This window comes from uncultured Sphingomonas sp. (assembly GCF_964250165.1).
Taxonomy (GTDB): Bacteria; Pseudomonadota; Alphaproteobacteria; order Sphingomonadales; family Sphingomonadaceae; genus Sphingomonas.
On record NZ_CAXUEK010000004.1, the window covers coordinates 1 to 23,130 of the forward strand.

The following is a 23,130-nucleotide window of genomic DNA, read 5'->3' on the forward strand; positions in this document are numbered from 1 at the left end:
TCGAGCGCGTGTTCTTGCCGAGGTGGATCATCTTGGTGCCGGTGTCGGCCTGCTGCCGGTTGTTGGTGACCGCGACCGAATAGAACTCGCCGACCGAGCCGTCGCCGACCAGCACGCAGCTCGGATATTTCCAGGTGATCGCCGAGCCGGTCTCGACCTGCGTCCACGCCACCTTGCTGTTCCGGCCCTGGCAGAGCGCGCGCTTGGTGACGAAATTGTAGATGCCGCCCTTGCCGTTCTCGTCGCCGGGATACCAGTTCTGCACGGTCGAATACTTGATCTCGGCGTCGTCGAGCGCGACCAGCTCGACCACGGCGGCGTGGAGCTGGTTCTCGTCGCGCATCGGCGCGGTGCAGCCTTCGAGATAGCTGACGTAACTGCCCTTGTCGGCGACGATCAGCGTGCGCTCGAACTGGCCGGTATTCTCGGCATTGATGCGGAAATAGGTAGACAGCTCCATCGGGCAGCGCACGCCCTCGGGAATGTAGACGAAGGTGCCGTCGGAGAAGACCGCGCTGTTGAGCGTGGCAAAGTAGTTGTCGTGCTGCGGCACCACCTTGCCGAGCCACTTCCTGACCAGCTCGGGAAACTCCCGGATCGCCTCGCTGATCGAGCGGAAGATCACGCCCGCCGCTTCCAGCTCGGCGCGGAAGGTGGTCGCGACCGAGACGCTGTCGAACACCGCGTCCACCGCCACCCGGCGCGACGGCGCGGCGCCCTCGACGCCGGCGAGCAGCTTCTGCTCCTCGATCGGGATGCCGAGCTTCTGATAGGTGCGCAGGATCTCGGGATCGAGCTCGTCCAGCGAGGCGATCGTCGCCTTCGCCTTGGGCTCGGCGTAATAATAGGCGTTCTGATAGTCGATCGGCGGGATGTGGAGCTTGGCCCAATCCGGCGTCGGCATCTCCAGCCAGCGGCGATACGCCTTCAGCCGCCAGTCGAGCATCCATTCGGGCTCGTTCTTCTTGGCGGAGATGTAGCGGACGGTGTCCTCGCTCAGCCCCTTGGGCGCGAAGTCCTGCTCAATGTCGGTGGCGAAGCCCCACTCGTATTTCTGGGAGACGGCCGCATAGGCGTCGGCGTTACGGGTGGCCATCAGGCGCTCACAATCATCGGGTTCATCTCGCGCAATGGCGGGACGGGGGTGGGGTGGTCGCGTCCCTGAGCTGCGCGCGGGACGAAGGGCTGCGGATCGGCGAGTTGCGCCAGGCTGACGCCCGCCAGCGCGCCGCGAATCGCCGCGTTGACGACGCCCCAATGCGGCTTGACCGCGCAGTGGCCGTCGAGCGCGCAGTCGTGGCGATCGGCGTCGACGCAGACGGTCATCGCGATCGGCCCCTCCACCGCCTCGATGATGTCGGCGAGGCTGATCGCGGCGGCCGGTCGCGCCAGGCGGAAGCCACCGCCGCCGCCGCGCGCGCTGGCGATCAGGCCCGCCGCGGCGAGACGGCCGACCAGCTTCTGCGCGGTCGGGAGCGGCACGCCCGTCTCCGCGGCGAGCGCGGTCGCGTTCGACCGCGCGCCGCCGAGCCCGGTCGCGCCTCGAGCGGCCGCGGCCATCATCACGACCGCATAATCGGCAAGGCTGGACAGGCGCATCAATCGGACCGTTTCATTCCGATTGGTAGATGGTGGCCGCGACCGGCCAAGTCAATCGCGCGTGTCAGGTATCGCTGACGAGGACCGTCACCTGTCCCTCCAGCGCGCGGCGCTGCGTGATCGTGCGCTGCGCGAGCAGGCCCGGCCGCTCGCGCATCTTGCGCGGGGTGAGACCGGTGAAATGCTTGACCTCCCGGATCATGTGGCTCTGGTCGTAGAAGCCGTCGATCGGCATGGTCTGGCCGGACGCCATCGCCACCGCGGCGCGCAGCGCGCGGTATTTGCGCGCGATCAGCTTCGGCGGGGCGCCGTAGATCGCGTTGCAGCGACGCTCGACCTGCCGTCGCGACAGGCCGGTCCCGTCCTCCAGGTCGCACAGCTCCGGCGACGCCGCCGCGGCCAGCCAGGCGTCCACGGCCTCCGAAAACGCCAGGCTGGGCCCGTGGCCATTGCCGATCTGCCGGCGAAGCCAGGGCTCGACCTTCGCCACCATGGCTGCCGGTGTGCTGCACCGGCTGAGCGCGGCGATCAGCCGGTCTGCATGCACGGCGAGCAAGGGCGTGGCATCGATGCAGTCGTCGGCCAAGGTCGACGCATCGGACCCGACCAGCGCCGCCCAGCCTGCCGGCGAAAGCCCGATGCCGAACACGCGGACCGGGCCGTCCACACAGGTGCGCACCGCGCCCATGGTCGGGCCGAGCAGATGGACCGCCGGCGCCTCGACGACTCGCCCGTCCGCGAAATGGTAGCAGGCGTGGCCGGGCGACAGCCGGAATCGCAGCTGGGCCGTGCCGGCCCGCTCCAGATCGTCGAAGCAATCCTCGGTTCGGGTGTGGAAGGCATAGAACAGCCCCACATACGGCCGGAGATCCTCCGGCGGCAGCACAAACTCCAGCTCGACGTCCTGCATATCGAGTCGCCTTTGCCCGGAGGCTACGCCCCGCGACCCCCATGGAAAAGCGGCCCGGCCGTGGGTTCCATGGCCGGGCCGTAAGGGAGAGCGGCTTGCGCCGCCCTTGGGTCGCAACCTTTGTTAATCAGAACGCGACGCGCGCGTATTGGACGAAAACGACAGTCCCGCATCGGCCGCTTTGACTTGCCCGGGTCGGCAATGCCAGGAGCCGGCGGTGATCCCGATCGCCACCCGCCTCGCCGCGCTGCTGCCGCCCGAGCAGGCGCATGCGCTAGGATTGCGCTGGCTCGGCGCGCGCGCGCGATGGCGGCCGCCGGTGCTGTTGCCCGATCCGCCCGACCCCTTCCCAAGGCTGGCCGTCTCGGTGGCCGGGCTGCATTTCCGCAATCCGGTGGGGATCGCGGCGGGGCTCGACAAGGACGGGCGCGCGATCGGCGGCCTGATGGCACTCGGCGTCGGCGGGGTGGAGATCGGCACGCTGACGCCCCTGCCCCAACCCGGCAACCCGCGCCCGCGACTGTTCCGCCTCCCAGCCGATCGCGCGATCATCAATCGGCTGGGCTTCAACAATGGCGGCCTCGCCGCCGCGCTGGCGCGAGTCGCCGGGGCGAACCGGCGGGCGGATCGGGGCATCCTCGGCATCAATGTCGGCGCGAACAAGGACTCGGCCGACCGCATCGCCGACTATCGCCACGGCGTCGCGCGCGCCGCACCGCATGCGGGCTGGGTGACGATCAACATCAGCTCGCCGAACACGCCGGGCCTGCGCGACCTGCAGCACGGCCCAGCGCTGCGCGACCTGCTCGCGGTGTGCGGCGAGGTGCGGGGGACCAGGCCGCTGTTCCTGAAGGTCGCGCCCGACCTGACGCCGGCGCAGGTGGACGATATCGCGCGCGCGGCGATCGACGGCGACGTCGCGGCGCTGATCGTCGGCAACACCACCGTCTCGCGCCCGCCGCTGCGCTCGCCGCACAAAGGCGAGGCGGGCGGCCTGTCGGGCGGGCCGCTGGCGGCCCTCGCCCGGCAGCGGCTCGCCGACTTCCGCCGGGCGACCGGCGGCACGCTGCCGCTGGTGGCGGCCGGCGGCATCGACAGCGGCGCGGAGGCCTATGCCCGCATCCGCGCCGGCGCGAGCCTGGTGCAGCTCTACACCGCGCTGGTGTTCGCCGGGCCGGGGCTGATCGGGCGCATGCTGCGCGACCTGGACGCGCTGCTCGCGCGCGACGGGTTCGCGCGCGTGAGCGACGCTGTCGGAGCGGGGGTGACGTAGCGTCTTGCGCGTCGTTTCGCCGCCGCTACGGTCGACCTCGATGAAGATGTCGCTCCTCGCCACCGCCGCCTTGGGCCTGCTCGTCGCGCCGGCGGATGCCCGACAGACGACTGCAAGGCGATCCGCACCTGCAGCGCAGGGGATGGTCAGCGCCGCCGACCCGCGCGCCGCCGCGGCGGGCGTGGAGATCCTGAAGGCAGGCGGCAGCGCCACCGACGCGGCGATCGCCACCATGCTCGCGCTCGGCGTCGTCGAGCCGCAAAGCTCCGGGCTGGGCGGCGGCAGCTACTGGGTGCGGCACGCAGCCGCGACCGGCAGGACCGACACGATCGACGCGCGCGAGATCGCGCCGATGGCGGCCGGCCCGCGCTGGTTCTACACGCCGCCGGACGCTGGCGACGGCAAGCCGCTCAGCCACGACGACGCGGTGCCGGGCGGCCGCAGCGTCGGCGTGCCGGGCGCCGTGCGCGGCATGGCGCTGGCGTGGCGGAACGGCGGCAAGCTGCCCTGGGCGCGGCTGTTCGCGCCGGCGATCAGGCTGGCGCAAGGCGGCTGGGTCGCGAGCCCCCGCTTCGTCGGCGGACTGGCCAGCTATGGCGGTCACATCACGCCCGCCACGCGCGCGCTCTTCACGGGGTCCGACGGACAGCCGATCCGGCCCGGCGGCACGCTCCACAACCCGGCGCAGGCGGCGCTGCTGGAGCGGCTGGCACGGCTGGGCCCGGACAGCTTCTATGTCGGCCCGCAGGCGGCGAAGCTGGTCCAGACCGTCGACGGCGCCGCGCGCAACCCGTCGAAGATGGTGACGGCCGACCTCGCCGGCTATGCGGCGAAGGCGCGCGCGCCGGTTTGTGCGCCGTATCGCGTCTACCGTATCTGCAGCATGGGGCCGTCCTCGTCTGGCGGGATCACGGTGCTGATGATCCTGAAGCAGCTGGAGCGGTTCGATCTGACGGGCATGGGCAAGGACTCGCCCGTCGCCTGGCACCTGTTCGCCGAGTCCTCGCGGCTCGCCTATGCCGACCGCAACCTCTATGTTGGCGATCCCGACTTCGTGCAGGTGCCGATCGCCGGCCTGCTCGACCCGGCCTATCTCGCGTCGCGCTCGGCACTGCTCTCGCCCGACCGATCGCTGACCGCCATCGCCGCCGGCACGCCACCCGGCGCGCCGTCGCGCACGCGCGCCACGCCCGCCGAGGTGCCGGGCACCACCGATCTGGCGGTGGCGGACGGCCGCGGCAACGTCGTCGAGGTGACGACCACCGTCGAAGGCGTGTTCGGCTCCGGGCTGTCGATGGATGGGATCATCCTCAACAACCAGCTGACCGACTTCGACATCGTGCCCGAACAGGCCGGCTATCTCGTCGCCAACCGCGTCGAGCCCGGCAAGCGGCCGCGTTCGTCGATGTCCCCGACCATCGTCTACGGCCCCGACGGCCAGGTGCGGCTGGCGCTCGGCGCGGCAGGCGGGCCGACCATCATCGCGCAGATCGCCAAGGCGCTGGTCGGGGTGCTCGACTGGAAGCTCTCGGCGCAGGACGCGATCGCGCTCGGCCTGATCTTCGCGCCGGGCGAGACCGCCTATGCCGAAGAGGGCACGCAGCTGGATGCGATGCTGCCGGCGCTGCGCCGGCTCGGCGAACACATCCAGAGCGCGCCGCTGGGCCTCAAGGCCAATGCCGTCGAGCGGGTCGACGGGCGCTGGGTGGGCGCGGCGGACCCGCGCAGCGAGGGGGTCGCCATCGACACCGCCGGCCACGTCACGGCGCCTGTGCGGGTCCAGCCGCTGCCGGGCCGTCCGCCCGAATAAAGCGCGCGAGCCCAACAGGGCCGTTCCGGGAGAGAGAATGCGTCACCTCGAACATTTCCCCAATCTCGTCGCGATGTTCTTCGCGCGCGCTGCCGAGAAGGGCGAGCGGCCGTTCCTGTGGCGCAAGCACGACGGCATATGGCAGCCGACGAGCTGGGCCGAGGCGGCGCGCAAGGTCGCCAGCCTCGCCACCGCGCTCCAGGCGCTGGGGCTCCAGCGCGGCGACCGCGTGATGCTGGTCAGCGAGAACCGGCCGGAATGGTGCATCTCCGATCTGGCGATCATGGCCGCGGGGCTGGTCACCGTCCCCGCCTATGTCACCAACACCGAGCGCGACCACCAACACGTGCTGGAGAATTCCGGCGCGTGCGCGGTGATCGTCTCCACCGAAAAGCTGGCGCGCACGCTGATGCCCGCGGTGATCCGTTCCAACCAGGGCCAGCTGCTGATCGGCATCGACGAGATGCGCTTCCCCGCCACCGTCGAGCATCACGACTGGCGCGACCTGATCGCGCGCCACCCGACCGAGCCGGCCACCCTCCCCCTTCCGTTCGCGCGCGAGGACCTGGCCTGCATCATCTACACCTCGGGCACCGGCGGCGCCCCGCGCGGGGTGATGCAGCATCACGGCGCGATCCTGCACAACGTCGCTGGCACGGTCGCCGTGATCTCGGAGGATTATGGCTGGGGCGAGGAGGTCTTCCTGTCCTTCCTGCCGCTCAGCCACGCCTATGAGCACACCGCCGGCCAGCACGTGCCGATCGGGCTGGGCGGCCAGATCTATTATGCCGAGGGGCTCGATCGGCTGGCCGCCAATATCGAGGAGGCGCGCCCGACGCTGATGGTGGTCGTGCCGCGGCTGTTCGAGGTGCTGCGCGCGCGGATCACCAAGGCGGTGGAGAAGCAGGGCGGGCTGGCCCGGCGCCTGCTGGCGACCGCGCTCGAGCTCGGCGCGCGCGAGCAGGCCGGCGGTCTGCGCTGGCGCGATCGGCCCGCGAAGATCGCCGTCGACACGTTGTTGCGGCCCAAGATGCGCAAGCGGTTCGGCGGGCGCCTGAAGGCGCTGGTGTCGGGTGGCGCGCCGCTGACGCCGGAGGTCGGGCTGTTCTTCCAGTCGATCGGGATCGAGCTGCTGCAGGGCTATGGCCAGACCGAGGCGGCGCCGGTGATCTCGTGCAACCGGCCCGGGGCGGGTATCCGCATGGACACGGTCGGCCCGCCGCTGCCGGGCGTCGAGGTGCGGATCGCCGACGACGGCGAGATCCTGGTGCGCGGCGAGCAGGTGATGCACGGCTATTGGCGCAACGACGCCGAGACCGCGCGGGTGCTGCAGGACGGCTGGCTGCACACCGGGGACATCGGGCTGTTCGACGACGGCGGCCGGATCAGGATCACCGACCGCAAGAAGGACCTCATCATCAACGACAAGGGCGACAATGTCGCGCCGCAACGGGTGGAGGGGATGCTCACCCTCCAGCCGGAGATCATCCAGGCGATGATCGCGGGTGACCGCCGCCCCTATATGGTCGCGCTGCTCGTGCCCGATCCCGAATGGGTGCAGGAATGGTGCGCGGCCAATGGCCAGACGTGCAGCTTCACGGGGCTGGCCGAGAACAGCGCCTTCCGGACCGCGCTCGGCCGCGCGGTGGAGCGGGTGAACCGGGATTTGTCGGTGATCGAGCGCGTCCGCCGCTTCGTGCTGGCCGACGAGCCCTTCACGATCGAGAACGGCCAGCTGACGCCGTCGCTCAAGATCAGGCGGCACATGATCCGGGAGATCTACGGCGAGCGACTGGACGCGCTCTACAAGAGCTGATGCCTGCCTTGATCCGGCAAAGCCGAAGCGGTTCTCCCGCGCAGGCGGGAGCCCAGGCTCGCCGGCAGGCGATTTGTCCCGCAAGACTGGGTCCCCGCCTTCGCGGGGACACAGGCACTCGCGTCAGCTAGAGCGGTTTGCGATCTCCGGGGCGGCCGGGGCCATGCCAGTGGTGGAGCCGGTCGCGGCGGCCCTCTTCTCCCACTTCGTCATCCCCGCGTAGGCGGGGATTCAAGCCCGACCGGGCGGTCAGCGATGATGTGTTCCCATCGAGCGGATCAGCTTGGATCCCCGCCTTCGCGGGGATGACGGAAAAGGAGCGGTCGGACGAGCCAGGCTGGTCACCACCGGCCCTAAGGGGATCGAACCCTAGTTGGTCGCGGCCGGCTCGCCGCCGACCAGCGCGGCGCTGTGCTTGCCCTTGGGCACCACCGCCATCGTCCAGTCCCGGTCCGGCCGCAGGTATTTGGCCGCGACCGTCTGCAGCTGCGCGGGCGTGATCGAGATGAAGTCCTGGGCGAGGTTGCGCGTGGCGTCGATCCGCTTCGGGTCGAAGGTCGCGCCGCCCAGCTGGTTGAGCCAGAACTGGTTCCCGGACGAGGCGCGGACGATATATTGCGCCATCGGCCGCATGATGCGCGCGAGCTCGTCGTTCGGAATCGGGTGCGCGGCCAGGTCGGCGGCGATCTCGCGGGCGAGCTGGAAGAAGAACGGCACCTTGTCCGGCACCACCTGCCCGATCGCGAGCAGCCGGCCGCCACCCGCCTGCCCCATCGGCCAGCTCGACGACACGCTGGGGCTGTAGCTCGCGCCCGCGGTCTGGCGCAGCCGTTCGAACAGCCGGTCGCTGAACACCTGCGCGAGCACGTCGAGCCGGCGGCTGTCGGCGATGCCGTCGACGCCGCTGCCGGTGGGCCAGGCGATCACCGCCACCGCCTGATCCTCGCCGCCCCGGTGCGTGCGCAACAGCGGCTGCGCGCGATGCTTCGGGAAGTGCGCGACGTGCTTTTCCGTGCCCCACGGTCCGCGCGGCGGCAGCGCGCCGAAGCTTGCCGCCACCGCCGCGATCGCGTCGTTCGCCTTGACGTCGCCGAACACCGAGACCTCGATCGGGCCGCTGGCGAGCACCGGCGCCCACAGCTTGCGGAACGCGGCGGGCGTCAGCTTGCCCACCTGCGCCGGGGTCGGCTGCGCCCAGCGCGGATCGCCGTCGTGCAGCAGGCCTTCCAGATCGTGGCTCAGCACGCCGTCGGGGGATGCGTCGTAGCCGGTGGAGCCGGCCAGCTTGACGGCCTTGGCGCGCGCCACCGGTGCGGCGTCCCAGGCCGGGAACTGCAGCTTCGCCGCCATCAGCTTCAGCTCGTCGGCGAAGTCGCCGGGCGAGGTGACCGCATTGAGCGAGAAGGCATCGGCATTGACGTCGAAATCGAGCCCGATCACCCGCCCGGCGGACAGCTGGTCGAGATCGCCCTGATCGAGCTTGCCGATCCCGCCCTGCACCAGGGCCAGCTCGCCCGCCCAGGCGGGGCTGGGCTTGGCGGGCAGCGCCTCGTAGCCGCCGCCGAACCGCGTGCGGACATAGACGCGCCCCGTCTCCGACGTCGACGCATAGAGCAGCAGGCGCACGCCGTTGGCGAACGTCACTTTCTCCATGTCGAGATCGGGGATCTTCTCGCGCGCCGTCACCGTGCCGGGCGCGCCGAGCGCCGGCAACGCCGCGAAGCTGACCGCCGCCTGGTTGCGCCGGGTCACGCCCGCGCCCGTGACCTCGGCCTTCAGCGCCGTCGCCAGCTTGTCGGCGGCGTCCGGCTCGGGCCGGGGCGTGTTGACCAGCGCGCGCGTGGCGTCGCCCTGGAACAGCTTGCGGGTGCTGGCGAGCAGCGTCGCGGGCGTGAACATGCCCTTGTCGTGCGCGTCCTTGAGGATGGCGTAGGAGGTCTCCGGAGCGGTCACGGTCTCGCGGATGTCGAGCGCCTGCACCATGTCGTCGGCCTCGCGAGCGCCCGCCTCGACGCGCGCGGTGGCGACGTCGTTGCGCAGCGCCGTCTCGTAATCGGCATATTCGCGCTCGACCTCCGCCTGGCTGGGCGGCGAGGCCTCCGCGTCGGCGATCACCGCGCGGACGTCCTTCAGCGCAGCTTCCCAATTGTCGCCCACCGGCAGGATCGTGACCTGCGTGATGTTGGCGGAGCGGGCGATGTCGTCGAGCGCGACGCTCGCCTGGAGGAAGCTGCCGCCGGCGCGCGCGCGCGTCTCCAGCCGCCGGCTGACGAGCCGCGCGGCGAGGCTGTCGATCATCCGCTTCTGATTGAAGATCACGGTGTCGAAGTTGAACGTCCACGGCCGCAGCGTCGCCGCGATCACCACGGTCGGCAGGCCCGGTTCGGCCAGCGCGGCGGTGACCGGCTTGCCCGCATCGGGCTTGCCGAAATCCGGATCGGGCGGGTTCGCGCCGACGCCCTTCCAGTCGGCGAAGTTCCTGGTGACGAGCTGGCCCAGCACCGCGGGGTCGAGATCGCCGGCGATCACCACCACCGCGCGTTCGGGGCGATACCAGCGGTCGTGGAACGCCTGCACGGTCGCGGCGGTCGCCTCCTGCAGGTTCTGGAGATGGCCGATCGGCGAGCGGTCGGCGAGCGGCTGGCCTGCGAAGAAGGCGGCGTTGCGCGCATCGCCGAAGCGCACCTGCGGCCCCGGCTGCTCGCGCCGCTCCGCCAGCACCACCGGCCGCTCGGCGTTGAGCGTCGTGGCGGAGATGACCGGGTGGGCCATCATGCCCGACAGGATCTTTAGGCTCTGGTCGAGCCGCTCGGTCGTCGCCGACGGCAGGTCGAGCTTGTAGGTGGTCGACACCGGCGAGGTCTCGGCATTGGTGTCGAGCCCGAACGTCGCGCCGAAGTTCTGGAAGATGCGCTTGGCTTCGCCGTCGGGCACATATTGCGAGGCGCGGTAGGACAGGTGCTCGATGAAGTGCGCATAGCCGCGCTCGCTGTCCGTCTCGTAGAGCGAGCCGGTGTCGATGCGGATGCGGATCGAGACCTGCCCGGGCGGCACGCCGTTGCGGCGCACCGCATAGCGCAGCCCGTTGGGCAGCGTGCCGAACCGCCACGCCGGATCGGGGGTGATGTCGCTGCCCTTGTAGAGCCAGGCCGCCGTATCGACCTTGACGGGCGCCGCGGGCCGGGCCTGCTGACCCGAAGCCGCGCCGGCGATGGTGAGGAGAATGAGACAAGGGGCGCCGAGCGCGCGGAGTGATAACGCCATCGGCGCGGCATGTAGGCGCTCCCGATGAACGCCGCCAGAACCTTGCGGCGTCTCGTCAGGGCCAGACTATCTGGCCGCCACCTGCCCGCCGGGGCTCACGCGCCAGATCGCATTGCCGACATCGTCCGCGACCAGCAGCGCGCCCGCCTGGTCGGCGATCACGCCGACGGGCCGGCCGTGCGCCTTGCCGTTCGCCGCCAGGAAGCCGGCGAGCACGTCCACCGGCTTCGCGTTCGGCACGGGAAAGCCGGAGCCCGCGAACGGCACGAATACGACCTTGTAGCCGGACGCGGGCTTGCGGTTCCACGAGCCGTGCTCGCCGATGAACGCGCCGCTCGCGAAGCGGCCGCCCAGCTTCACCTCGCTGGAAAAGGCGAGCCCCAGCGCCGCGACATGCGGACCCAGCGCGTAATCGGGGCGCTTGGCATATTCCTGCAGCGCCGGGTTCTTCGGCTCGACGCGCTCGTCGGGGTAGCCGCCCCAATAATACCAGGGCCAGCCGAAATGGTCGCCGAGCTCGACCTGGGTCAGATAATCGGGCGCGAGATCGGAGCCGAGCATGTCGCGCTCGTTCACCACCGTCCACAGCTCGGCGGTGACGGGATTGATCGCCATGCCGTTGGGATTGCGCAGGCCGGCCCCGTAGATGCGGAAGGTCTTCTTCGCCGGATCGACCTCCAGGATGTTGGCCCGGTTCTTCTCGGCGTCGAGCCCGTTGTCGGCAATGTTGCTGGAGGAGCCGACGCTGACATACAGCGACTTGCCGTCCGGCGCCGCCAGTACGTTGCGCGCCCAGTGATTGCCGCCGCCGGCGAGCTTCACGACCAGTTCGGGCCTGGCCGTGATCTTCGTGTCGCCGAGCGTGTAGGGCACCCGCACCAGCGCGTCGGTGTCGCCGATGTAGAGCTGGTCGCCCAGCAACGCCATGCCATAGGGCGAGTTCAGCCCGGTCATGAAGGTCGTGCGTGTCTCCGCGACACCGTCGCCGTCGGCGTCGCGCAGCAGGACGATGCGGTTGGGCGAGGCGCCGCCCGCGCCGGCCTTGCTGATGAGGTGCCGCATCACCCAGCCGGTGATCCCGCCGCCGCCGCGGGTCGGGGAGTTGCTCTCCGCGACCAGCACGTCGCCGTTGGGCAGCCGATACAGCCAGCGCGGGTGATCGAGCCCGGCGGCGAACGCCTGCACCTTCAGCCCCGCCGCGGGAGTCGGCGTCTCGCCCTTGCCCCAGCCGACGACGTCGGCGACGTTGATCGTCGGCAGCACCTGCGTGCGCGGCGCGGTGATCCGCGGCCGCGCGCCCTCAACGGCGCTGATGTCGAGCCGCGCCGTGTCCGGCCAGGCGAGATAGACGACGACACCGATCACCAGGACGACCAGGATGCCGCCGACGCGCAGGATGTGCTTGAGCATAAGCGAGAAGGTAAGCGGACGCGCGGCCGGAGGGAAGAGGCGGGATACGGGGATGGTCCCCGATCGTCGCCCGCCTACTCCGCCCCTTCCGGCACCGGCCTGGGCGGGTGCAGGCGCAGCCGGTGAACGCGGCGCTCGTCGGCGTCGATCACCTCCAGCTTCCAGCCGGAGGGATGATCGACACATTCGCCCCGCGCCGGCACGTGGCCCGCCAGCAGCGCCGTCAGGCCGCCGAGCGTATCGACATCGCCTGCCGCCTCCGCCAGCCGCGGATCGATCGTGGCGCCGGCATCCTCCAGCTCGGCGCGTGCATCCGCCTCCCACGCGCCGCCGTCCAGCGGCACCAGCAGCTGCTGGGGCGCCTCGTCATGCTCGTCCTCGATCTCGCCGACGATCTCCTCGATCAGGTCCTCGATCGTGACGAGGCCCTCCGTGCCCGAATATTCGTCGAGCACGATGGCGAGATGGACGCGGCTGGAGCGCATGTCGGCAAGCAGATCGAGCGCGCCGCGCGCCATCGGCACATAGAGTGGCTCGCGGATCAGCGCGGCGATGCTGTCGGGGGGGTCGGCCCCCGTCGCCAGGATCGCGAACACGTCCTTGATGTGGATCATGCCGATGATCGTATCGAGCTGGCCGCGATAGACGGGCAGCCGGCTGTGCCCCGCCTCGGCGAAGATCTGGACGAGGTGATCGAAGGGAGTGCCCTCCTCCACGGCGATGATGTCGGCGCGCGGCACGCCGACGTCGCCGGCGTCGCGCTCGCCGAAATGGAGCAGGTTGCGCACCATCTGCCGCTCCAGCGGTGAGAGGTCGCCCGGCTCGTCGGGGGCGGGATCGCCCTCGTGCCGGTCGATCACCTCCTCCAGCTGGTCGCGCAGCGTGTCCTCGTCCCCGCGGCCGAAGATCAGGTCCTTCAGCCCGCGCCAGATACTGCCTTCGTCAGCGGCGGGCGGCGTGCCGGGGCGGGTGCTACTTCGATCGTCGGCCATGGCCGTGGGTTCAGTCCTCCCTCACGCGATACGGATCGGCGATGCCGAGGCCGGCGAGCGCCTGCCGCTCGATCTCCTCCATCGCGTCCGCGTCCGCGTCCTCCAGATGATCGTAACCTAGCAGATGCAGGACGCCGTGCACCATCAAATGGGTTGCATGGTCCTCGACCGAGACGCCCCGCTCCACCGCCTCCGCCGCGCAGACGCCCTGGGCGAGGACGATGTCGCCCAGCAGCACCTCGCCGCCCGTGGTGCTTGCGCCACCAGCACCGGCGTCCGAGTTCTGCGTGACGGTGTCGAGGAGGTCGGGCTGGATCATCGGGAAGGAGAGGACATTGGTCGGCTTGTCCTTGCCCCGATATTGCAGGTTGAGTGCGCGGACCTCGTCGTCGGAGGTCAGGCGCACCGACAGCTCCACCAGCGCCGGGGTGGTGAGCAGCTCGCCGTGCGGCGTGCGCTCGATGGCCGCCCGGGCGGCGCGGGTGGCAAGCGCGTCCCAGTCCGTCTCGGGCCAGGGGTCTTCGCGAGAAAGCTCTACGTGGATCATCGCAAGTCCGTGTGGACGAAATCATCGCCCTTGTAGAGCAGGCGCGCGTTGTTCGTCCGCGCACAGGCATAGGCGAAGCAATCGCCCATGTTGAGCCGGGCAGGATGGCCGGTCCCCTTGCGATATCGGGCATGGGCCTGGACTGCCGCCGCCGCCTCCCGCGGCCCGATCGGAACGACGGAGATGCCCAGGATCGCGCAGTATCGCTCGACCTCGAACAATCCGCTCTCGATGGAGCGACCCCGGCTTACCGCGCGAGCGGTCTCCCACATGGCGAGACCGCTGATCAGGCGGGCCTGGTCGGCATCCAACGCCGTTTCCAACGCCTGCCGTTCGGGCTCATCGCCGATGATGGCGGTGAGAGCGGACGCGTCGACGAAAAGGCTCAATCGTCCTCCTCGTCACTGAGCGAATCCCAGAATGCCTTGTCGACAACGATGCTGGGATCGTAAGTCAGGGTTGAAGTACGCCGTAATTCCTCGACAATTTCATGCACCGAGCGCTTCGGCTCGTCCCGTCCCAACTCGTTCGACAAGGCGAGCTTAACCGCTGCGGCCTTGGTCAATCCACGCCGTTCGGCCAATCTCTTCGCCATCTGAAAAGCTTCATCGTCTTTGACGTATAGAGCGCCCATGGCGTTCCTCCATCAGGATATCCTCGCGACTATCTCAGGATATCCCTTTGATCAATCCACCCCCTCATAGGCCTCGACGATCCTTCCCACGATCGGATGGCGCACCACGTCGCCGGCGCCGAAGCGGGCCATCGCGATGCCCTCGACGCCCTCCAGCCGCCGCGTCGCGTCCGCCAACCCCGAGGCGTTGACGCCGCCCGGCAGGTCGGTCTGGTTCGGGTCGCCGCAGATCACCATGCGGCTGTTCTGGCCGAAGCGGGTGAGGAACATCTTCATCTGCGCGGGCGTCGTGTTCTGCGCCTCGTCGAGGATGACGAAGGCGTCGGCCAGCGTGCGCCCGCGCATGAAGGCGATCGGCGCGATCTCGATTTCGCCCGACGCGATCCGCCGCTCGACCTGCTCGGCGGGCAGGCAGTCGTACAGCGCGTCGTAGAGCGGGCGGAGATAGGGATCGACCTTCTCCTTCATGTCGCCCGGCAGGAAGCCCAGCCGCTCGCCCGCCTCCACCGCCGGGCGCGACAGGATCAGCCGCTGCACCGAGCCGGTGATGAGCTGTGCCACCGCCTGCGCCACCGCGACATAGGTCTTGCCCGTGCCCGCCGGGCCGAGCGCGAAGATCATCTCGTGGCTGGTCAGCGCGCGCATGTACTGCGCCTGCGCGGGCGTGCGCGGCACGATCGTCTTCTTGCGCGTGCGGATCATCACCGACGGCGCGTCGCCGCCGCCGTCGGCGCGGATGATGCCGTCCAGGTGCGGCTCCGCCGCCATCGCGATCGCGGCGTCCACGAGCCCGGTGTCGACCTGCTCGCCGCGGCCGATCCGGGCATGGAGATCCTGGAGCACGTCGCGCGCGAGCGCCACCTGCTCGGCCGGCCCCTCCAGCCCCACCCGGTTGCCGCGCGCGGTGATGTAGACCCCCAGTCGGTTCTCCAGCGCGACCAGATTCTGGTCATATTGCCCGAACAGCGCGACGAGCGCCTGCGGACGATCGAAGCTCAATTCCACACGACTGCGGTCGCCGGATCGGGCGGGGACGGGCTTGCGGCTCATGCGACTCCTTCGAGCGCCAAGGTGAGGCGTGACCGGCCCTTTGGCAACCGCCGCCGCGCTCGTCGCAGCCTGGTGGCAAGCGAACCCTCCGTGTGATCGCCGAGCCGGCCGCGCTGGGCCGACGGCCGCACCCGACCTGCAGGTGGTGCACCCCGACTCGGCCGCCATTGATCCGGCGACCGGCCGGGACTGGGAGGGCGTCGGCACCGCGCCCGATGTGGCGGTGCCGGCCGACCGGAGGCTCGACGAGGCGCTGCGGCGCATCCGCGCGGCGCGCGCCTAGCCGGCCAGCCAGTCCCGCAGCAGCGCCGCGACGGCGTCGGGCTGTTCGATCGGCGGCAGGTGACCGCTGCCCGAAATGACGTGGAGCCGCGCCCCGGAAATGCCATCGCGCAGTTCCTCGGCGAGCACGGGCGGGGTCAGCACGTCGCGCTCGCCGACCGCGATCAGCGTCGGCACGGCGATCGCGGCGAGATGCGGGCGCGAGTCGCTGCGGGCGATGTTGGCCGCCTGCTGGCGCGCATACGCGTCCTTGCCGACGCGGACGCCCATGGCCACGACCGCGTCCCGCACCTCGTCCGAGGCGTCGTCGGCGACCAGCTGCGGCAGCGACAGGCGCGACAGCGTCGCCATCGGCGCCTTGTCCAGCGCGGCGACGGCCGCGCGGCGCCCGGCGCTCTGCTCGGGCGTGTCGGGCCGCGCGTTGGTGTCGAACAGCGACAGGCGCACTACCCGGCCCGGCGCCTGCCGCACGATCTCCAGCGCGACGTAGCCGCCCATCGAGATGCCCGCGAGCGCGAACGCGGGCAGCGCGCTCGCCAGCACGCGCGCCGCGATCGCGGCGATGCTGTCGTCCAGCCGCGTCTCCGCGATCTGGCAGGCGGCGACAGCGGCCAGCCGCTCGATCACCCCGCGCCACACCGCCTCGTCCGAGCCGAGACCGGGAACCAGGATGAGCGGCGCGAGGGTCATGCGGCCGCCTGGATGCGCGCCACGCCGGCGAGCGAGTTCGGCCCGGCCTCGACCAGCTCGACCGCGATCAGATCGCCGATCGGCGCCGCCGCGTCGAGATGGACCGATTGCAGCCAGGGCGATTTGCCGAGCACCTGCCCCGGCCGCTTGCCGGGCCGCTCGATCAGCACTTCGCAGATCCGGCCGACGCTGGCCCGATTGAAGGCGAGCTGATCCCGGTTGATCGCGGCCTGTAGTCGCTGGAGCCGCTCGTTCATCTCCTCCGGCGCGATCCGGCCCGGCAACGTCGCCGCCGGGGTGCCCGGACGCGGCGAATAGTTGAACGAGAAGGCCTGGGCATAGCCGACCGCGTCGACCAGCCCGAGCGTCTCGGCGAACTCGGCCTCCGTCTCGCCTGGAAAGCCGACGATGAAGTCGCCCGACAGCGCGATGTCCGGCCGCGCCGCGCGAATGCGGTCGATCAGCCGCAGGTAGCCGTCGCGCGTGTGCGAGCGGTTCATCGCCCGGAGCACCCGGTCGCTGCCGGCCTGCACGGGCAGGTGCAGGAACGGCATCAGGCCTGCCACGTCGCGGTGCGCGTCGATCAGGCCCTGCGTCAGGTCGTTGGGATGGCTGGTCGTGTAGCGGATGCGGGCGAGACCGGGGATGCGGTCCAGCGCGCGGATCAGGTCGTGCAGGCCCTGCTCGCCATCCGCCCAGGCGTTGACGTTCTGGCCGAGCAGCGTGATCTCCTTCGCGCCGGCATCGATCAGCGCCTTGGCCTCGTCGACGATCGCCGCGAACGGCCGGCTCACCTCCGCGCCGCGCGTGTAGGGGACGACGCAATAGGTGCAGAACTTGTCGCAGCCCTCCTGCACGGTCAGGAACGCGCTCGGCGCGACCCGGCGGCGGGCGGGCAGGCCGGCGAACTTGGCGAGCGCCGGCAGCGCGGTGTCGATCGCGGGCGCGCCCGCGGCGGCGTCGCGGACCAGCGCGGGCAGCCGGTGATAGGCCTGCGGGCCGACCACCACGTCCACCTTGGCGCGCGCGACGATCTCCTCGCCCTCCGCCTGCGCGACGCAGCCCGCCACCGCGATCATCGGCGCGGCGCGGCCCGCCAGCCGCGCGGTCTTCCGCATCCGGCCGATGTCCGAATAGACCTTCTCCGTCGCTTTCTCGCGGATGTGGCAGGTGTTGAGCACCACCAGGTCGGCGCTGTCCGCATCGGCCGCCACCAGCCCGTCCGTCGCCATCAGCTCGCTCATCCGCTCGCCGTCATAGACGTTCATCTGACAGCCGAACGATTTGACGTGGAAGGTCCTGGGCGCGCGCATGGCGGCTCCTTTAGGCCAAGCCGCGCGGCTTCCCAACCGTCCTGCGCGCGCCTGGCCTCCCGATCGGGATCGCGCCGAAAGCTGCCGGGCCGCTTGCGGGGGCCGCTGTGCCGTTCGCGAACGTCGCGAAGTGGTGGTGAGCCGTCCGTCCGCTTTCGGGTGCGCGGGGGTGTTTAGCTGCCGTAGGATTTGAGCTGAACCCAAATGGTCGGGACATCGTATTCTGCGGCCCATTGCTGTGCGGCTGCCAATGCGACTTTTAATGAAACGTCGTTCTCGGCCAAGGAGCCATATCCAACCCATTCGCCGTTGGCCTTGAATGAGCCACCCGAACCAAAGAACCTTCCATCGTTAGAGGCGTCGATTGTAAGCCACCGCTGATCGTCACCTTGATCCGGCATTTTCTCGTCGGGAGACAGATAGATGATAGCTACCATCAGACGATTTTGAATAGCAGGGCCAACGATTTCAAGTAGACCGTCACCGGCTACCGTTCCGTCGCCGGGAGAGATGGTTGATTAGCAATCGAGTGATGATCCCAGCCGCGAGCGCGATGACGAGCGCTCCGAGGATCAGCTTCCACACGATGTCGTGATTGCACGGCGCGTCGGGTATGCAATCTCCCAAGGCGCTAACCAGCACAGCCAGCCCGAGCAGCGGTAGCCCGACTATGGCAGCGAGTGCGCAGCCCCACCTGCCTCCGGGTGTTCCTGCCCCACGATAGCCCCTACCAGTCATTTGAGCAGGCTGAACGAGCGGCAGCTATCGGGCAAGGGCGAAGAGCGCTGGTATCTCTGGCTTTGGGCGACGGAAGACTGACGCTCGGAGCTGGCGCGGGCAAGACTGGCGGCAAGGTCGCGCTCGGCCCCGTCACGCGCGAATCGGTGATCGGCGACCGCGCCTATGTGCTCGTGCCCTCCGCCTACACCTTCCAGCAGAAGGGGCGGAGGATGCGCGAGACCGGCACCATGACCTTCGCGCTCGTAAGGCAGGCCGCGGATTGGAAGATCCAGTCGTGGACGTGGAGCAGCCCGGAGGGCGTGCCGGTCAGGAAATAGCGGCCGCCTCGATCCGCCGTCGCGCCTCGACCGCGATCGCCTTGCGGCCGGGATGGTCGGCGGGGGCGAAGGCGTCGAGGAAGCGCAGCGTCGCGACGAACGTCCCCGGCCGGCGCAGGACCCGCGCCGCATGAGACTGCCCCGGCTCGGCCCCCACCCAGGCGAGCGCGCGCGTCGCGTCGCCATAGTCGATGCGGATCGGCTGCACGCGCGCGCTCGGCGGCGGCGGGTCGAGCGCGGCGAGCAGCGCCGCCTTGAACGGCAGCAGCGCCACGCCGTCGCCGGTCGTGCCCTCGGGAAACAGCGTCACCGCCCAGCCATCGCGCAGCGCCCCACGGACCTGCTCCACCTGGGCCGCCACCCCCATCCGGTCGCCGCGCGCGACGAACAGCGTGTGGTTGAGCGTCGCCAGCCAGCCGACCAGCGGCGCCCGGCGGAGCTCGGCCTTGGCGACGAAGCAGCTTCCCGTCGCTCCGGCGATCAACAGGATATCGAGCCAGCTCAGATGGTTGGCGACGAACACCACGTCGCGCGCGAGCGGCGCCCCGACGATCCGGGCGCGCGCGCCGCTGATCCGGGCGATGCGGCCGAGCAGCCAGCGCGGCCAGGGCGAACGGCGGCGGCACAGGCGCCAAAGGCCGTGGCCGGCGAGCGCGAGGAGCAGCGCGAGCACCATCGCGGCCAGGCGGAGCGTGAAGCGGAGACGGCTCATGCTAGCGCGACGAAACTGCCCGCCGCGGCAAAGCCGCGTCCTCGAACGGGCGCGTCGCCCCGCCGGCCGGGCGGCCGCGTCTCGCCACCAGCGGACGCTGCCGGCGTGCGCTCACCGGCTCAATCTTTGCGATTGAGGCTGACGCCGTAAAGCTCCATGCGGTGGTCGACCAGGCGGAAGCCCAGCTTCTCCGCGATCGCCTTTTGCAGCTGTTCCAGCTCCGGATCCACGAACTCGATCACCTTGCCGGTCTCGACGTCGATCAGATGGTCGTGGTGCGCCTCGGGCGCGGGCTCGTAGCGCGAGCGGCCGTCGCCGAAATCGTGGCGGTCGAGAATGCCCGCCTCCTCGAACAGCCGCACCGTGCGATAGACGGTGGCGATCGAGATGCCAGGATCGACGGCGGAGGCGCGCTCATACACCTTCTCTACGTCGGGATGATCCTCCGCCTCGGACAGCACGCGCGCGATCACCCGCCGCTGCTCGGTGATCCGCAGCCCCTTCTGGTTGCACAGCGTCTCGAGGTCGATCTTGCGCGCCACGATCCTGTCCTACCCCAAGCCGCTTATTGCGAAAAGCGATACCGACTCGCAATAGGACCCGCGTCAGACCACCAGCGCGTAGGTATGCGCATCGTGCAGCTGGCCGCCGCGACCGCGATAATAGCCGCGCCGTTCGCCGACCTTGTGGAAGCCGCGCGCGAGATACAGCCGCACCGCCGTATTGCCGGCGCGCACCTCGAGATGGACGCGCGCGACCCCTGCGCCACGCGCATCGGCGATCACGGCGCGGAGCATCGCCTCGCCGACGCCGCGGCGGCGCCGATGGGCGGCGACCGCGATCAGCAGCAGCTCCACCTCGTCCAGCACCTGCCGCACCAGCGCGAAGCCGGCCGGCGCCTCGTCCAGATAGGCCAGGGTCAGCCGCACGCCGGGCATGGCGAGCACGCCCAGGCACTGGCCGCGCGTCCACGCCTCGCCCCAGCGCGGGTCGAACGCGTCGGCCATCAGCCGCTCCACCGTGTCGATGTCGCGCGCGCTACCGGGGCGCAGGGCGATCGCGCGGGTCACGGTCGCCATCAGCCCGGCACCTTGGCGTCGGGCGCGCGGCCGTAGAGCGGGCGCGGCGGCAGCGTCGCCAGCGCGGGCGGCAGCAGCACCGCGTCGGCGGCGCGCGGCAGCGCCCCGCGCGGCGCCTGGCGGGGATCGTCCGAGTCGAGCCAGCGCAGCCCGTCGCCCACCGCCGCCGCTCCGTCCAATCGCGCCCGCGCGGCGGCGGGCGTGAGCGACTCGAGAGGCCCGAGCGCGCGGAGCGGCGAGGCGGCGAAGCGCTGCATGAACACCTCGCCATGCCCGCCCTCCAGCACGACCGCAACCGGCAAGCCGGCGTCGCCGTCCGCCAGCTGGCGCGCGGCGACCAGCGCCAGCGACGAGCAGCCCGCCACGGTGGCGCCCCAGCCCAGGCCCAGCCCGCGCGCGGCGGCGATGCCGACGCGGATGCCGGTGAAGCTGCCCGGCCCGACATCGACGAGGATGTGGCCCGCCCGCCCGCCGCCGGGCAACTCGGCGATCATCGGCACCAGTCGCTCGGCATGGCCGCGCTCGACCAGCTCGTGCCGCTCGGCGATCACCGAGCCGGCCTCGACCAGCGCGACCGAGCAGGCGGCCGTCGCGGCGTCGATGACCAGCGTGCGCATCCCGACCAGCGTCAGCCGATCCGGTTGAACTTCTCGAAGTCCGGGCGCGGCAGCCGCGGGAAGATGCTCGCCGGATCGCCGCGGCCGAGCGTCGAGATGATGATCGAGCGGTAATTCGGCTGATCGGCGAAGAACGCCGCATCGACCGCCGCCGCATCGAAGCCGGTCATCGGCCCGGAATCGAACCCGAGCGCGCGCGCGGCCATGATGAAATAGGCTGCCTGCAGCGTCGTGTTGAGGAACGCCGCGCGCTCGCGCCCGACCGGCTCGGCGAACCATGGCCGGGCGTCGACGTGCGGGAAGAAGTCCGGCAGGTGCTCGTGGAACTCGGTGTCGTAGGCGATGATGAGCGCCGCCGGCGCCGCGCGGATGCGGGGGCCGTTATTGGCGCTGGCGGTCTGGGCGAGCCGCTCCTTGCCCTCGCCGCTCAGCAGCCACACGAAGCGGGCAGGCTGCTGGTTGGCCGATGTCGGCCCCATCTTCACGAGCGCGTAGATGGCGCGGATGTCCGCCTCGGTCACGGCCTCGTCGGTGTAGCCGTTGAAGGTGCGCGCGGTGCGGAACAGCCGGTCGAGCGCGGTGTCGTCGAGCGGCGGCATCAGACCGCCCGGACCTCGCTCACCTCGGGGACGTAATAGCGCAGCAACTGCTCGATGCCCTGCTTCAACGTCGCGGAGGAGGACGGGCAGCCGGAGCAGGCGCCCTGCATCCGCAGATACACCTTGCCCTTGTCGAAGCCGCGATAGACGATGTCGCCGCCGTCATTGGCCACCGCCGGGCGCACGCGCGTGTCGATCAGGTCCCTGATCTGCGCGACGATGTCGGCATCGGCCGGATCGTCCGCGAAGGTCTCCTCGGCCGGTACGGCGAACCCGGCGACCGCCGGGCGGAACAGCGGCATTGCGGCCGAGAAATGATCGAGCAGCAGCTGCAGCACGTCCGGCTTCAGCTCGTGCCAGGCGACCCCCGGCGCGGCGGTGACGGAGACGAAGTCGCGCCCGAAGAACACGCCCGTCACGTCGCCCAGCCCGAACAGCGCCTCGGCGAGCGGCGAGGCCTCCGCCTCTTCCGGGGTGGCGAAATCGCGCGTGCCCGCCTCCATCACGACGCGCCCCGGCAGGAACTTGAGGGTCGCCGGATTCGGCGTGGCTTCGGTCTCGATCAGCATGAGCGCCATGTGGCGTGGGCGGGGGCTCGGCGCAAGCATGGCCCTGCTACCTGCTGTCTACACATCCAGCTGCCTCACCGCCGCGTTCCACGTCCGGATGTTGGCGCGCGCCTCCTGCACGAAGGCCGAGCGCTTCACGACACCGAGGAAGGCCTCGGCAATCCACTTGCCCGGATGGCGCAGCGGCCGCGCGAACTGGACCAGCAGCACCACGCGCGTGCCGCTCGTCTCGTTCCAGACCTCGTGATGGTAGGTGTCGTCGAACACCAGCGTTTCGCCCTCCGCCCAGCGCACCACGCGGTCGTGGACGCGCATCCGCACGTCGCCGTCGGTCGGCACGATCAGCCCGAGATGGCAGGTGATGAGCCCCTTGGTGACGCCGCGATGGTCGGGAATGTGCGTGCCCGGGGCCAGGATCGAGAAGAAGGCGCTGTTCAGGCCGGGGATGCGCGCCACCAGCGCCGCCGTCACCGGACAGCGATCGGCATTCTCGTCGATGCGATAGCCATAGCCCCACAGGAAGAAGGATCGCCACTTGCCGATCTCCGCGATTGCGCGATGATCGGGCGAGATGGTGGCGAGCGACGGCGCCGCCTGGCCCTTCAACGCCACCGCGATCGCCTCGTCGCGCACCGCGCGCCAGTGATCGCGCAGCAGCTGCGTCCAGGCGAAGTCGCGCATGTCGAGCACGGGATCGTTGGGCACCAGCGAGCCCGCGGCGATCAGCCGGTCGAACAGCCCGCGCAGGTGCTTGCCGACGCGGATCACCAGCGGCCGGCCCGTCTGCGCCGCCATTGGCGCGCCCGGTGCCGGGGCGCCGGCAATGATCGTAATGTCGGGCATCAGCGCTGTACCTGCCTCGGCCGACCGCCACATCGCGGGACTCGGCTGGGCATGGGCGGTCGC

The 23,130-nt window shown here is 70.6% G+C and carries 25 protein-coding genes; 5 read left to right on the forward strand and 20 right to left on the reverse strand.

Annotated features, from left to right (window positions below; all coding sequences use genetic code 11):
• The 3 genes from sufB to ACFE64_RS01270 all read right to left on the reverse strand — a co-directional run.
• The coding region (gene sufB, locus ACFE64_RS01260; RefSeq protein ID WP_375390631.1) for a Fe-S cluster assembly protein SufB at positions 1-1,096 on the reverse strand (1,096 nt) is incomplete at its 3' end.
• Positions 1,096-1,599, reverse strand: coding sequence for an RrF2 family transcriptional regulator (locus tag ACFE64_RS01265; RefSeq protein ID WP_375390632.1), 504 nt, complete (start codon positions 1,597-1,599; stop codon positions 1,096-1,098). The genes sufB and ACFE64_RS01265, both read right to left, overlap by 1 nt.
• 64 nt (positions 1,600-1,663) lie before the next feature.
• Positions 1,664-2,509: a helix-turn-helix domain-containing protein gene (locus ACFE64_RS01270; RefSeq protein ID WP_375390633.1), complete on the reverse strand. Its 846-nt coding sequence runs from the start codon at positions 2,507-2,509 to the stop codon at positions 1,664-1,666.
• A 220-nt stretch (positions 2,510-2,729) separates the two neighbouring features.
• Here ACFE64_RS01270 and ACFE64_RS01275 point away from each other — a divergent pair, with 220 nt between their 5' ends.
• Genes ACFE64_RS01275 through ACFE64_RS01285 form a run of 3 tightly spaced genes read left to right on the forward strand, consistent with a single transcriptional unit; the run spans position 2,730 to position 7,408 of the window.
• The gene (locus ACFE64_RS01275) at positions 2,730-3,782 is read left to right on the forward strand and encodes a quinone-dependent dihydroorotate dehydrogenase (protein WP_375390710.1); all 1,053 of its coding nucleotides are present in this window, start codon (positions 2,730-2,732) and stop codon (positions 3,780-3,782) included.
• A gap of 40 nt (positions 3,783-3,822) precedes the next feature.
• Positions 3,823-5,592: a gamma-glutamyltransferase family protein gene (locus ACFE64_RS01280; protein WP_375390634.1), complete on the forward strand. Its 1,770-nt coding sequence runs from the start codon at positions 3,823-3,825 to the stop codon at positions 5,590-5,592.
• Between the two features lie 37 nt (positions 5,593-5,629).
• Complete coding sequence (locus tag ACFE64_RS01285; RefSeq protein WP_375390635.1) at positions 5,630-7,408, forward strand: AMP-dependent synthetase/ligase; 1,779 nt, start codon at positions 5,630-5,632, stop codon at positions 7,406-7,408.
• Between the two features lie 369 nt (positions 7,409-7,777).
• On the opposite strand, the gene ACFE64_RS01290 is transcribed toward ACFE64_RS01285, so the two are convergent.
• From ACFE64_RS01290 to ACFE64_RS01320, 7 genes are all read right to left on the reverse strand, one after another.
• Positions 7,778-10,672 (reverse strand): M16 family metallopeptidase, encoded by a 2,895-nt coding sequence (locus ACFE64_RS01290; protein WP_375390636.1) that lies wholly within the window; start codon positions 10,670-10,672, stop codon positions 7,778-7,780.
• A 66-nt stretch (positions 10,673-10,738) separates the two neighbouring features.
• Positions 10,739-12,082, reverse strand: coding sequence for a PQQ-dependent sugar dehydrogenase (locus ACFE64_RS01295; RefSeq protein WP_375390637.1), 1,344 nt, complete (start codon positions 12,080-12,082; stop codon positions 10,739-10,741).
• 74 nt (positions 12,083-12,156) lie between these two features.
• Positions 12,157-13,074, reverse strand: coding sequence for a hemolysin family protein (locus ACFE64_RS01300; protein ID WP_375390638.1), 918 nt, complete (start codon positions 13,072-13,074; stop codon positions 12,157-12,159).
• A 10-nt stretch (positions 13,075-13,084) separates the two neighbouring features.
• Entirely contained in the window at positions 13,085-13,621 is a 537-nt protein-coding gene (gene ybeY, locus ACFE64_RS01305) for an rRNA maturation RNase YbeY (RefSeq protein ID WP_375390639.1), read from the reverse strand.
• A complete protein-coding gene (locus tag ACFE64_RS01310; protein ID WP_375390640.1) occupies positions 13,618-14,010 on the reverse strand; it encodes a type II toxin-antitoxin system VapC family toxin in 393 nt (130 codons plus the stop codon). The genes ybeY and ACFE64_RS01310 overlap by 4 nt, the downstream gene beginning before the upstream one ends.
• On the reverse strand, positions 14,007-14,255 hold the full coding sequence (locus ACFE64_RS01315; protein WP_375390641.1) for a type II toxin-antitoxin system VapB family antitoxin: 249 nt from the start codon (positions 14,253-14,255) through the stop codon (positions 14,007-14,009). The genes ACFE64_RS01310 and ACFE64_RS01315 overlap by 4 nt, the downstream gene beginning before the upstream one ends.
• Positions 14,256-14,306: 51 nt before the next feature.
• A complete protein-coding gene (locus ACFE64_RS01320) occupies positions 14,307-15,305 on the reverse strand; it encodes a PhoH family protein (RefSeq protein WP_375390642.1) in 999 nt (332 codons plus the stop codon).
• A 145-nt stretch (positions 15,306-15,450) separates the two neighbouring features.
• On the opposite strand from ACFE64_RS01320, the gene ACFE64_RS01325 reads away from it, so the two are divergent.
• Entirely contained in the window at positions 15,451-15,588 is a 138-nt protein-coding gene (locus ACFE64_RS01325; protein WP_375390643.1) for a hypothetical protein, read from the forward strand.
• Here ACFE64_RS01325 and ACFE64_RS01330 read toward each other — a convergent pair.
• The 3 genes from ACFE64_RS01330 to ACFE64_RS01340 form a co-directional block, all read right to left on the reverse strand.
• A complete protein-coding gene (locus ACFE64_RS01330; protein WP_375390644.1) occupies positions 15,585-16,277 on the reverse strand; it encodes an alpha/beta fold hydrolase in 693 nt (230 codons plus the stop codon). The two genes, ACFE64_RS01325 and ACFE64_RS01330, sit on opposite strands and share 4 nt — an antisense overlap.
• Complete coding sequence (gene miaB / locus ACFE64_RS01335) at positions 16,274-17,590, reverse strand: tRNA (N6-isopentenyl adenosine(37)-C2)-methylthiotransferase MiaB (protein WP_375390645.1); 1,317 nt, start codon at positions 17,588-17,590, stop codon at positions 16,274-16,276. Before miaB ends, ACFE64_RS01330 begins: the two co-directional genes overlap by 4 nt.
• Before the next feature lie 173 nt (positions 17,591-17,763).
• The gene (locus ACFE64_RS01340; RefSeq protein WP_375390646.1) at positions 17,764-18,027 is read right to left on the reverse strand and encodes a hypothetical protein; all 264 of its coding nucleotides are present in this window, start codon (positions 18,025-18,027) and stop codon (positions 17,764-17,766) included.
• Positions 18,028-18,390: 363 nt separating this feature from the next.
• Here ACFE64_RS01340 and ACFE64_RS01345 point away from each other — a divergent pair, with 363 nt between their 5' ends.
• Complete coding sequence (locus tag ACFE64_RS01345; RefSeq protein ID WP_375390647.1) at positions 18,391-18,648, forward strand: hypothetical protein; 258 nt, start codon at positions 18,391-18,393, stop codon at positions 18,646-18,648.
• Here the strand turns inward: ACFE64_RS01345 and ACFE64_RS01350 are convergent.
• The 7 genes from ACFE64_RS01350 to ACFE64_RS01380 form a co-directional block, all read right to left on the reverse strand.
• Complete coding sequence (locus ACFE64_RS01350) at positions 18,638-19,360, reverse strand: lysophospholipid acyltransferase family protein (protein WP_375390648.1); 723 nt, start codon at positions 19,358-19,360, stop codon at positions 18,638-18,640. The two genes, ACFE64_RS01345 and ACFE64_RS01350, sit on opposite strands and share 11 nt — an antisense overlap.
• 119 nt (positions 19,361-19,479) lie before the next feature.
• Positions 19,480-19,902 carry a Fur family transcriptional regulator gene (locus tag ACFE64_RS01355; RefSeq protein WP_375390649.1) on the reverse strand — a complete coding sequence of 141 codons (423 nt, stop codon included), beginning with the start codon at positions 19,900-19,902 and terminating at the stop codon, positions 19,480-19,482.
• A gap of 63 nt (positions 19,903-19,965) precedes the next feature.
• On the reverse strand, positions 19,966-20,439 hold the full coding sequence (locus tag ACFE64_RS01360) for a GNAT family N-acetyltransferase (RefSeq protein WP_375390650.1): 474 nt from the start codon (positions 20,437-20,439) through the stop codon (positions 19,966-19,968).
• On the reverse strand, positions 20,439-21,056 hold the full coding sequence (gene tsaB, locus ACFE64_RS01365; protein ID WP_375390651.1) for a tRNA (adenosine(37)-N6)-threonylcarbamoyltransferase complex dimerization subunit type 1 TsaB: 618 nt from the start codon (positions 21,054-21,056) through the stop codon (positions 20,439-20,441). Before tsaB ends, ACFE64_RS01360 begins: the two co-directional genes overlap by 1 nt.
• A gap of 11 nt (positions 21,057-21,067) precedes the next feature.
• Entirely contained in the window at positions 21,068-21,655 is a 588-nt protein-coding gene (locus ACFE64_RS01370; protein WP_375390652.1) for a malonic semialdehyde reductase, read from the reverse strand.
• Positions 21,655-22,224, reverse strand: coding sequence for a NifU family protein (locus ACFE64_RS01375; protein ID WP_375390653.1), 570 nt, complete (start codon positions 22,222-22,224; stop codon positions 21,655-21,657). The genes ACFE64_RS01370 and ACFE64_RS01375 overlap by 1 nt, the downstream gene beginning before the upstream one ends.
• A gap of 57 nt (positions 22,225-22,281) precedes the next feature.
• Positions 22,282-23,067, reverse strand: coding sequence for an aspartyl/asparaginyl beta-hydroxylase domain-containing protein (locus tag ACFE64_RS01380; protein WP_375390654.1), 786 nt, complete (start codon positions 23,065-23,067; stop codon positions 22,282-22,284).
• Between the last annotated feature and the right edge of the window lie 63 nt (positions 23,068-23,130).

Bases quoted from the DNA above. Each gene is read 5' to 3' on its own strand.
- ACFE64_RS01295 (WP_375390637.1), bottom strand. From the start codon at position 12,082: ATGCTCAAGCACATCCTGCGCGTCGGCGGCATCCTGGTCGTCCTGGTG.
- ACFE64_RS01330 (WP_375390644.1), bottom strand. From the start codon at position 16,277: ATGACCCTCGCGCCGCTCATCCTGGTTCCCGGTCTCGGCTCGGACGAG.
- ACFE64_RS01375 (WP_375390653.1), bottom strand. From the start codon at position 22,224: ATGCTGATCGAGACCGAAGCCACGCCGAATCCGGCGACCCTCAAGTTC.
- ACFE64_RS01290 (WP_375390636.1), bottom strand. From the start codon at position 10,672: ATGGCGTTATCACTCCGCGCGCTCGGCGCCCCTTGTCTCATTCTCCTC.
- ACFE64_RS01380 (WP_375390654.1), bottom strand. From the start codon at position 23,067: ATGCCCGACATTACGATCATTGCCGGCGCCCCGGCACCGGGCGCGCCA.
- ACFE64_RS01370 (WP_375390652.1), bottom strand. From the start codon at position 21,655: ATGCCGCCGCTCGACGACACCGCGCTCGACCGGCTGTTCCGCACCGCG.
- ACFE64_RS01300 (WP_375390638.1), bottom strand. From the start codon at position 13,074: ATGGCCGACGATCGAAGTAGCACCCGCCCCGGCACGCCGCCCGCCGCT.
- ACFE64_RS01350 (WP_375390648.1), bottom strand. From the start codon at position 19,360: ATGAGCCGTCTCCGCTTCACGCTCCGCCTGGCCGCGATGGTGCTCGCG.
- ACFE64_RS01360 (WP_375390650.1), bottom strand. From the start codon at position 20,439: ATGGCGACCGTGACCCGCGCGATCGCCCTGCGCCCCGGTAGCGCGCGC.
- ACFE64_RS01285 (WP_375390635.1), top strand. From the start codon at position 5,630: ATGCGTCACCTCGAACATTTCCCCAATCTCGTCGCGATGTTCTTCGCG.
- ybeY (WP_375390639.1), bottom strand. From the start codon at position 13,621: ATGATCCACGTAGAGCTTTCTCGCGAAGACCCCTGGCCCGAGACGGAC.
- ACFE64_RS01320 (WP_375390642.1), bottom strand. From the start codon at position 15,305: ATGAGCCGCAAGCCCGTCCCCGCCCGATCCGGCGACCGCAGTCGTGTG.
- tsaB (WP_375390651.1), bottom strand. From the start codon at position 21,056: ATGCGCACGCTGGTCATCGACGCCGCGACGGCCGCCTGCTCGGTCGCG.
- miaB (WP_375390645.1), bottom strand. From the start codon at position 17,590: ATGCGCGCGCCCAGGACCTTCCACGTCAAATCGTTCGGCTGTCAGATG.
- ACFE64_RS01280 (WP_375390634.1), top strand. From the start codon at position 3,823: ATGAAGATGTCGCTCCTCGCCACCGCCGCCTTGGGCCTGCTCGTCGCG.
- ACFE64_RS01315 (WP_375390641.1), bottom strand. From the start codon at position 14,255: ATGGGCGCTCTATACGTCAAAGACGATGAAGCTTTTCAGATGGCGAAG.
- ACFE64_RS01340 (WP_375390646.1), bottom strand. From the start codon at position 18,027: ATGGTAGCTATCATCTATCTGTCTCCCGACGAGAAAATGCCGGATCAA.
- ACFE64_RS01265 (WP_375390632.1), bottom strand. From the start codon at position 1,599: ATGCGCCTGTCCAGCCTTGCCGATTATGCGGTCGTGATGATGGCCGCG.
- ACFE64_RS01270 (WP_375390633.1), bottom strand. From the start codon at position 2,509: ATGCAGGACGTCGAGCTGGAGTTTGTGCTGCCGCCGGAGGATCTCCGG.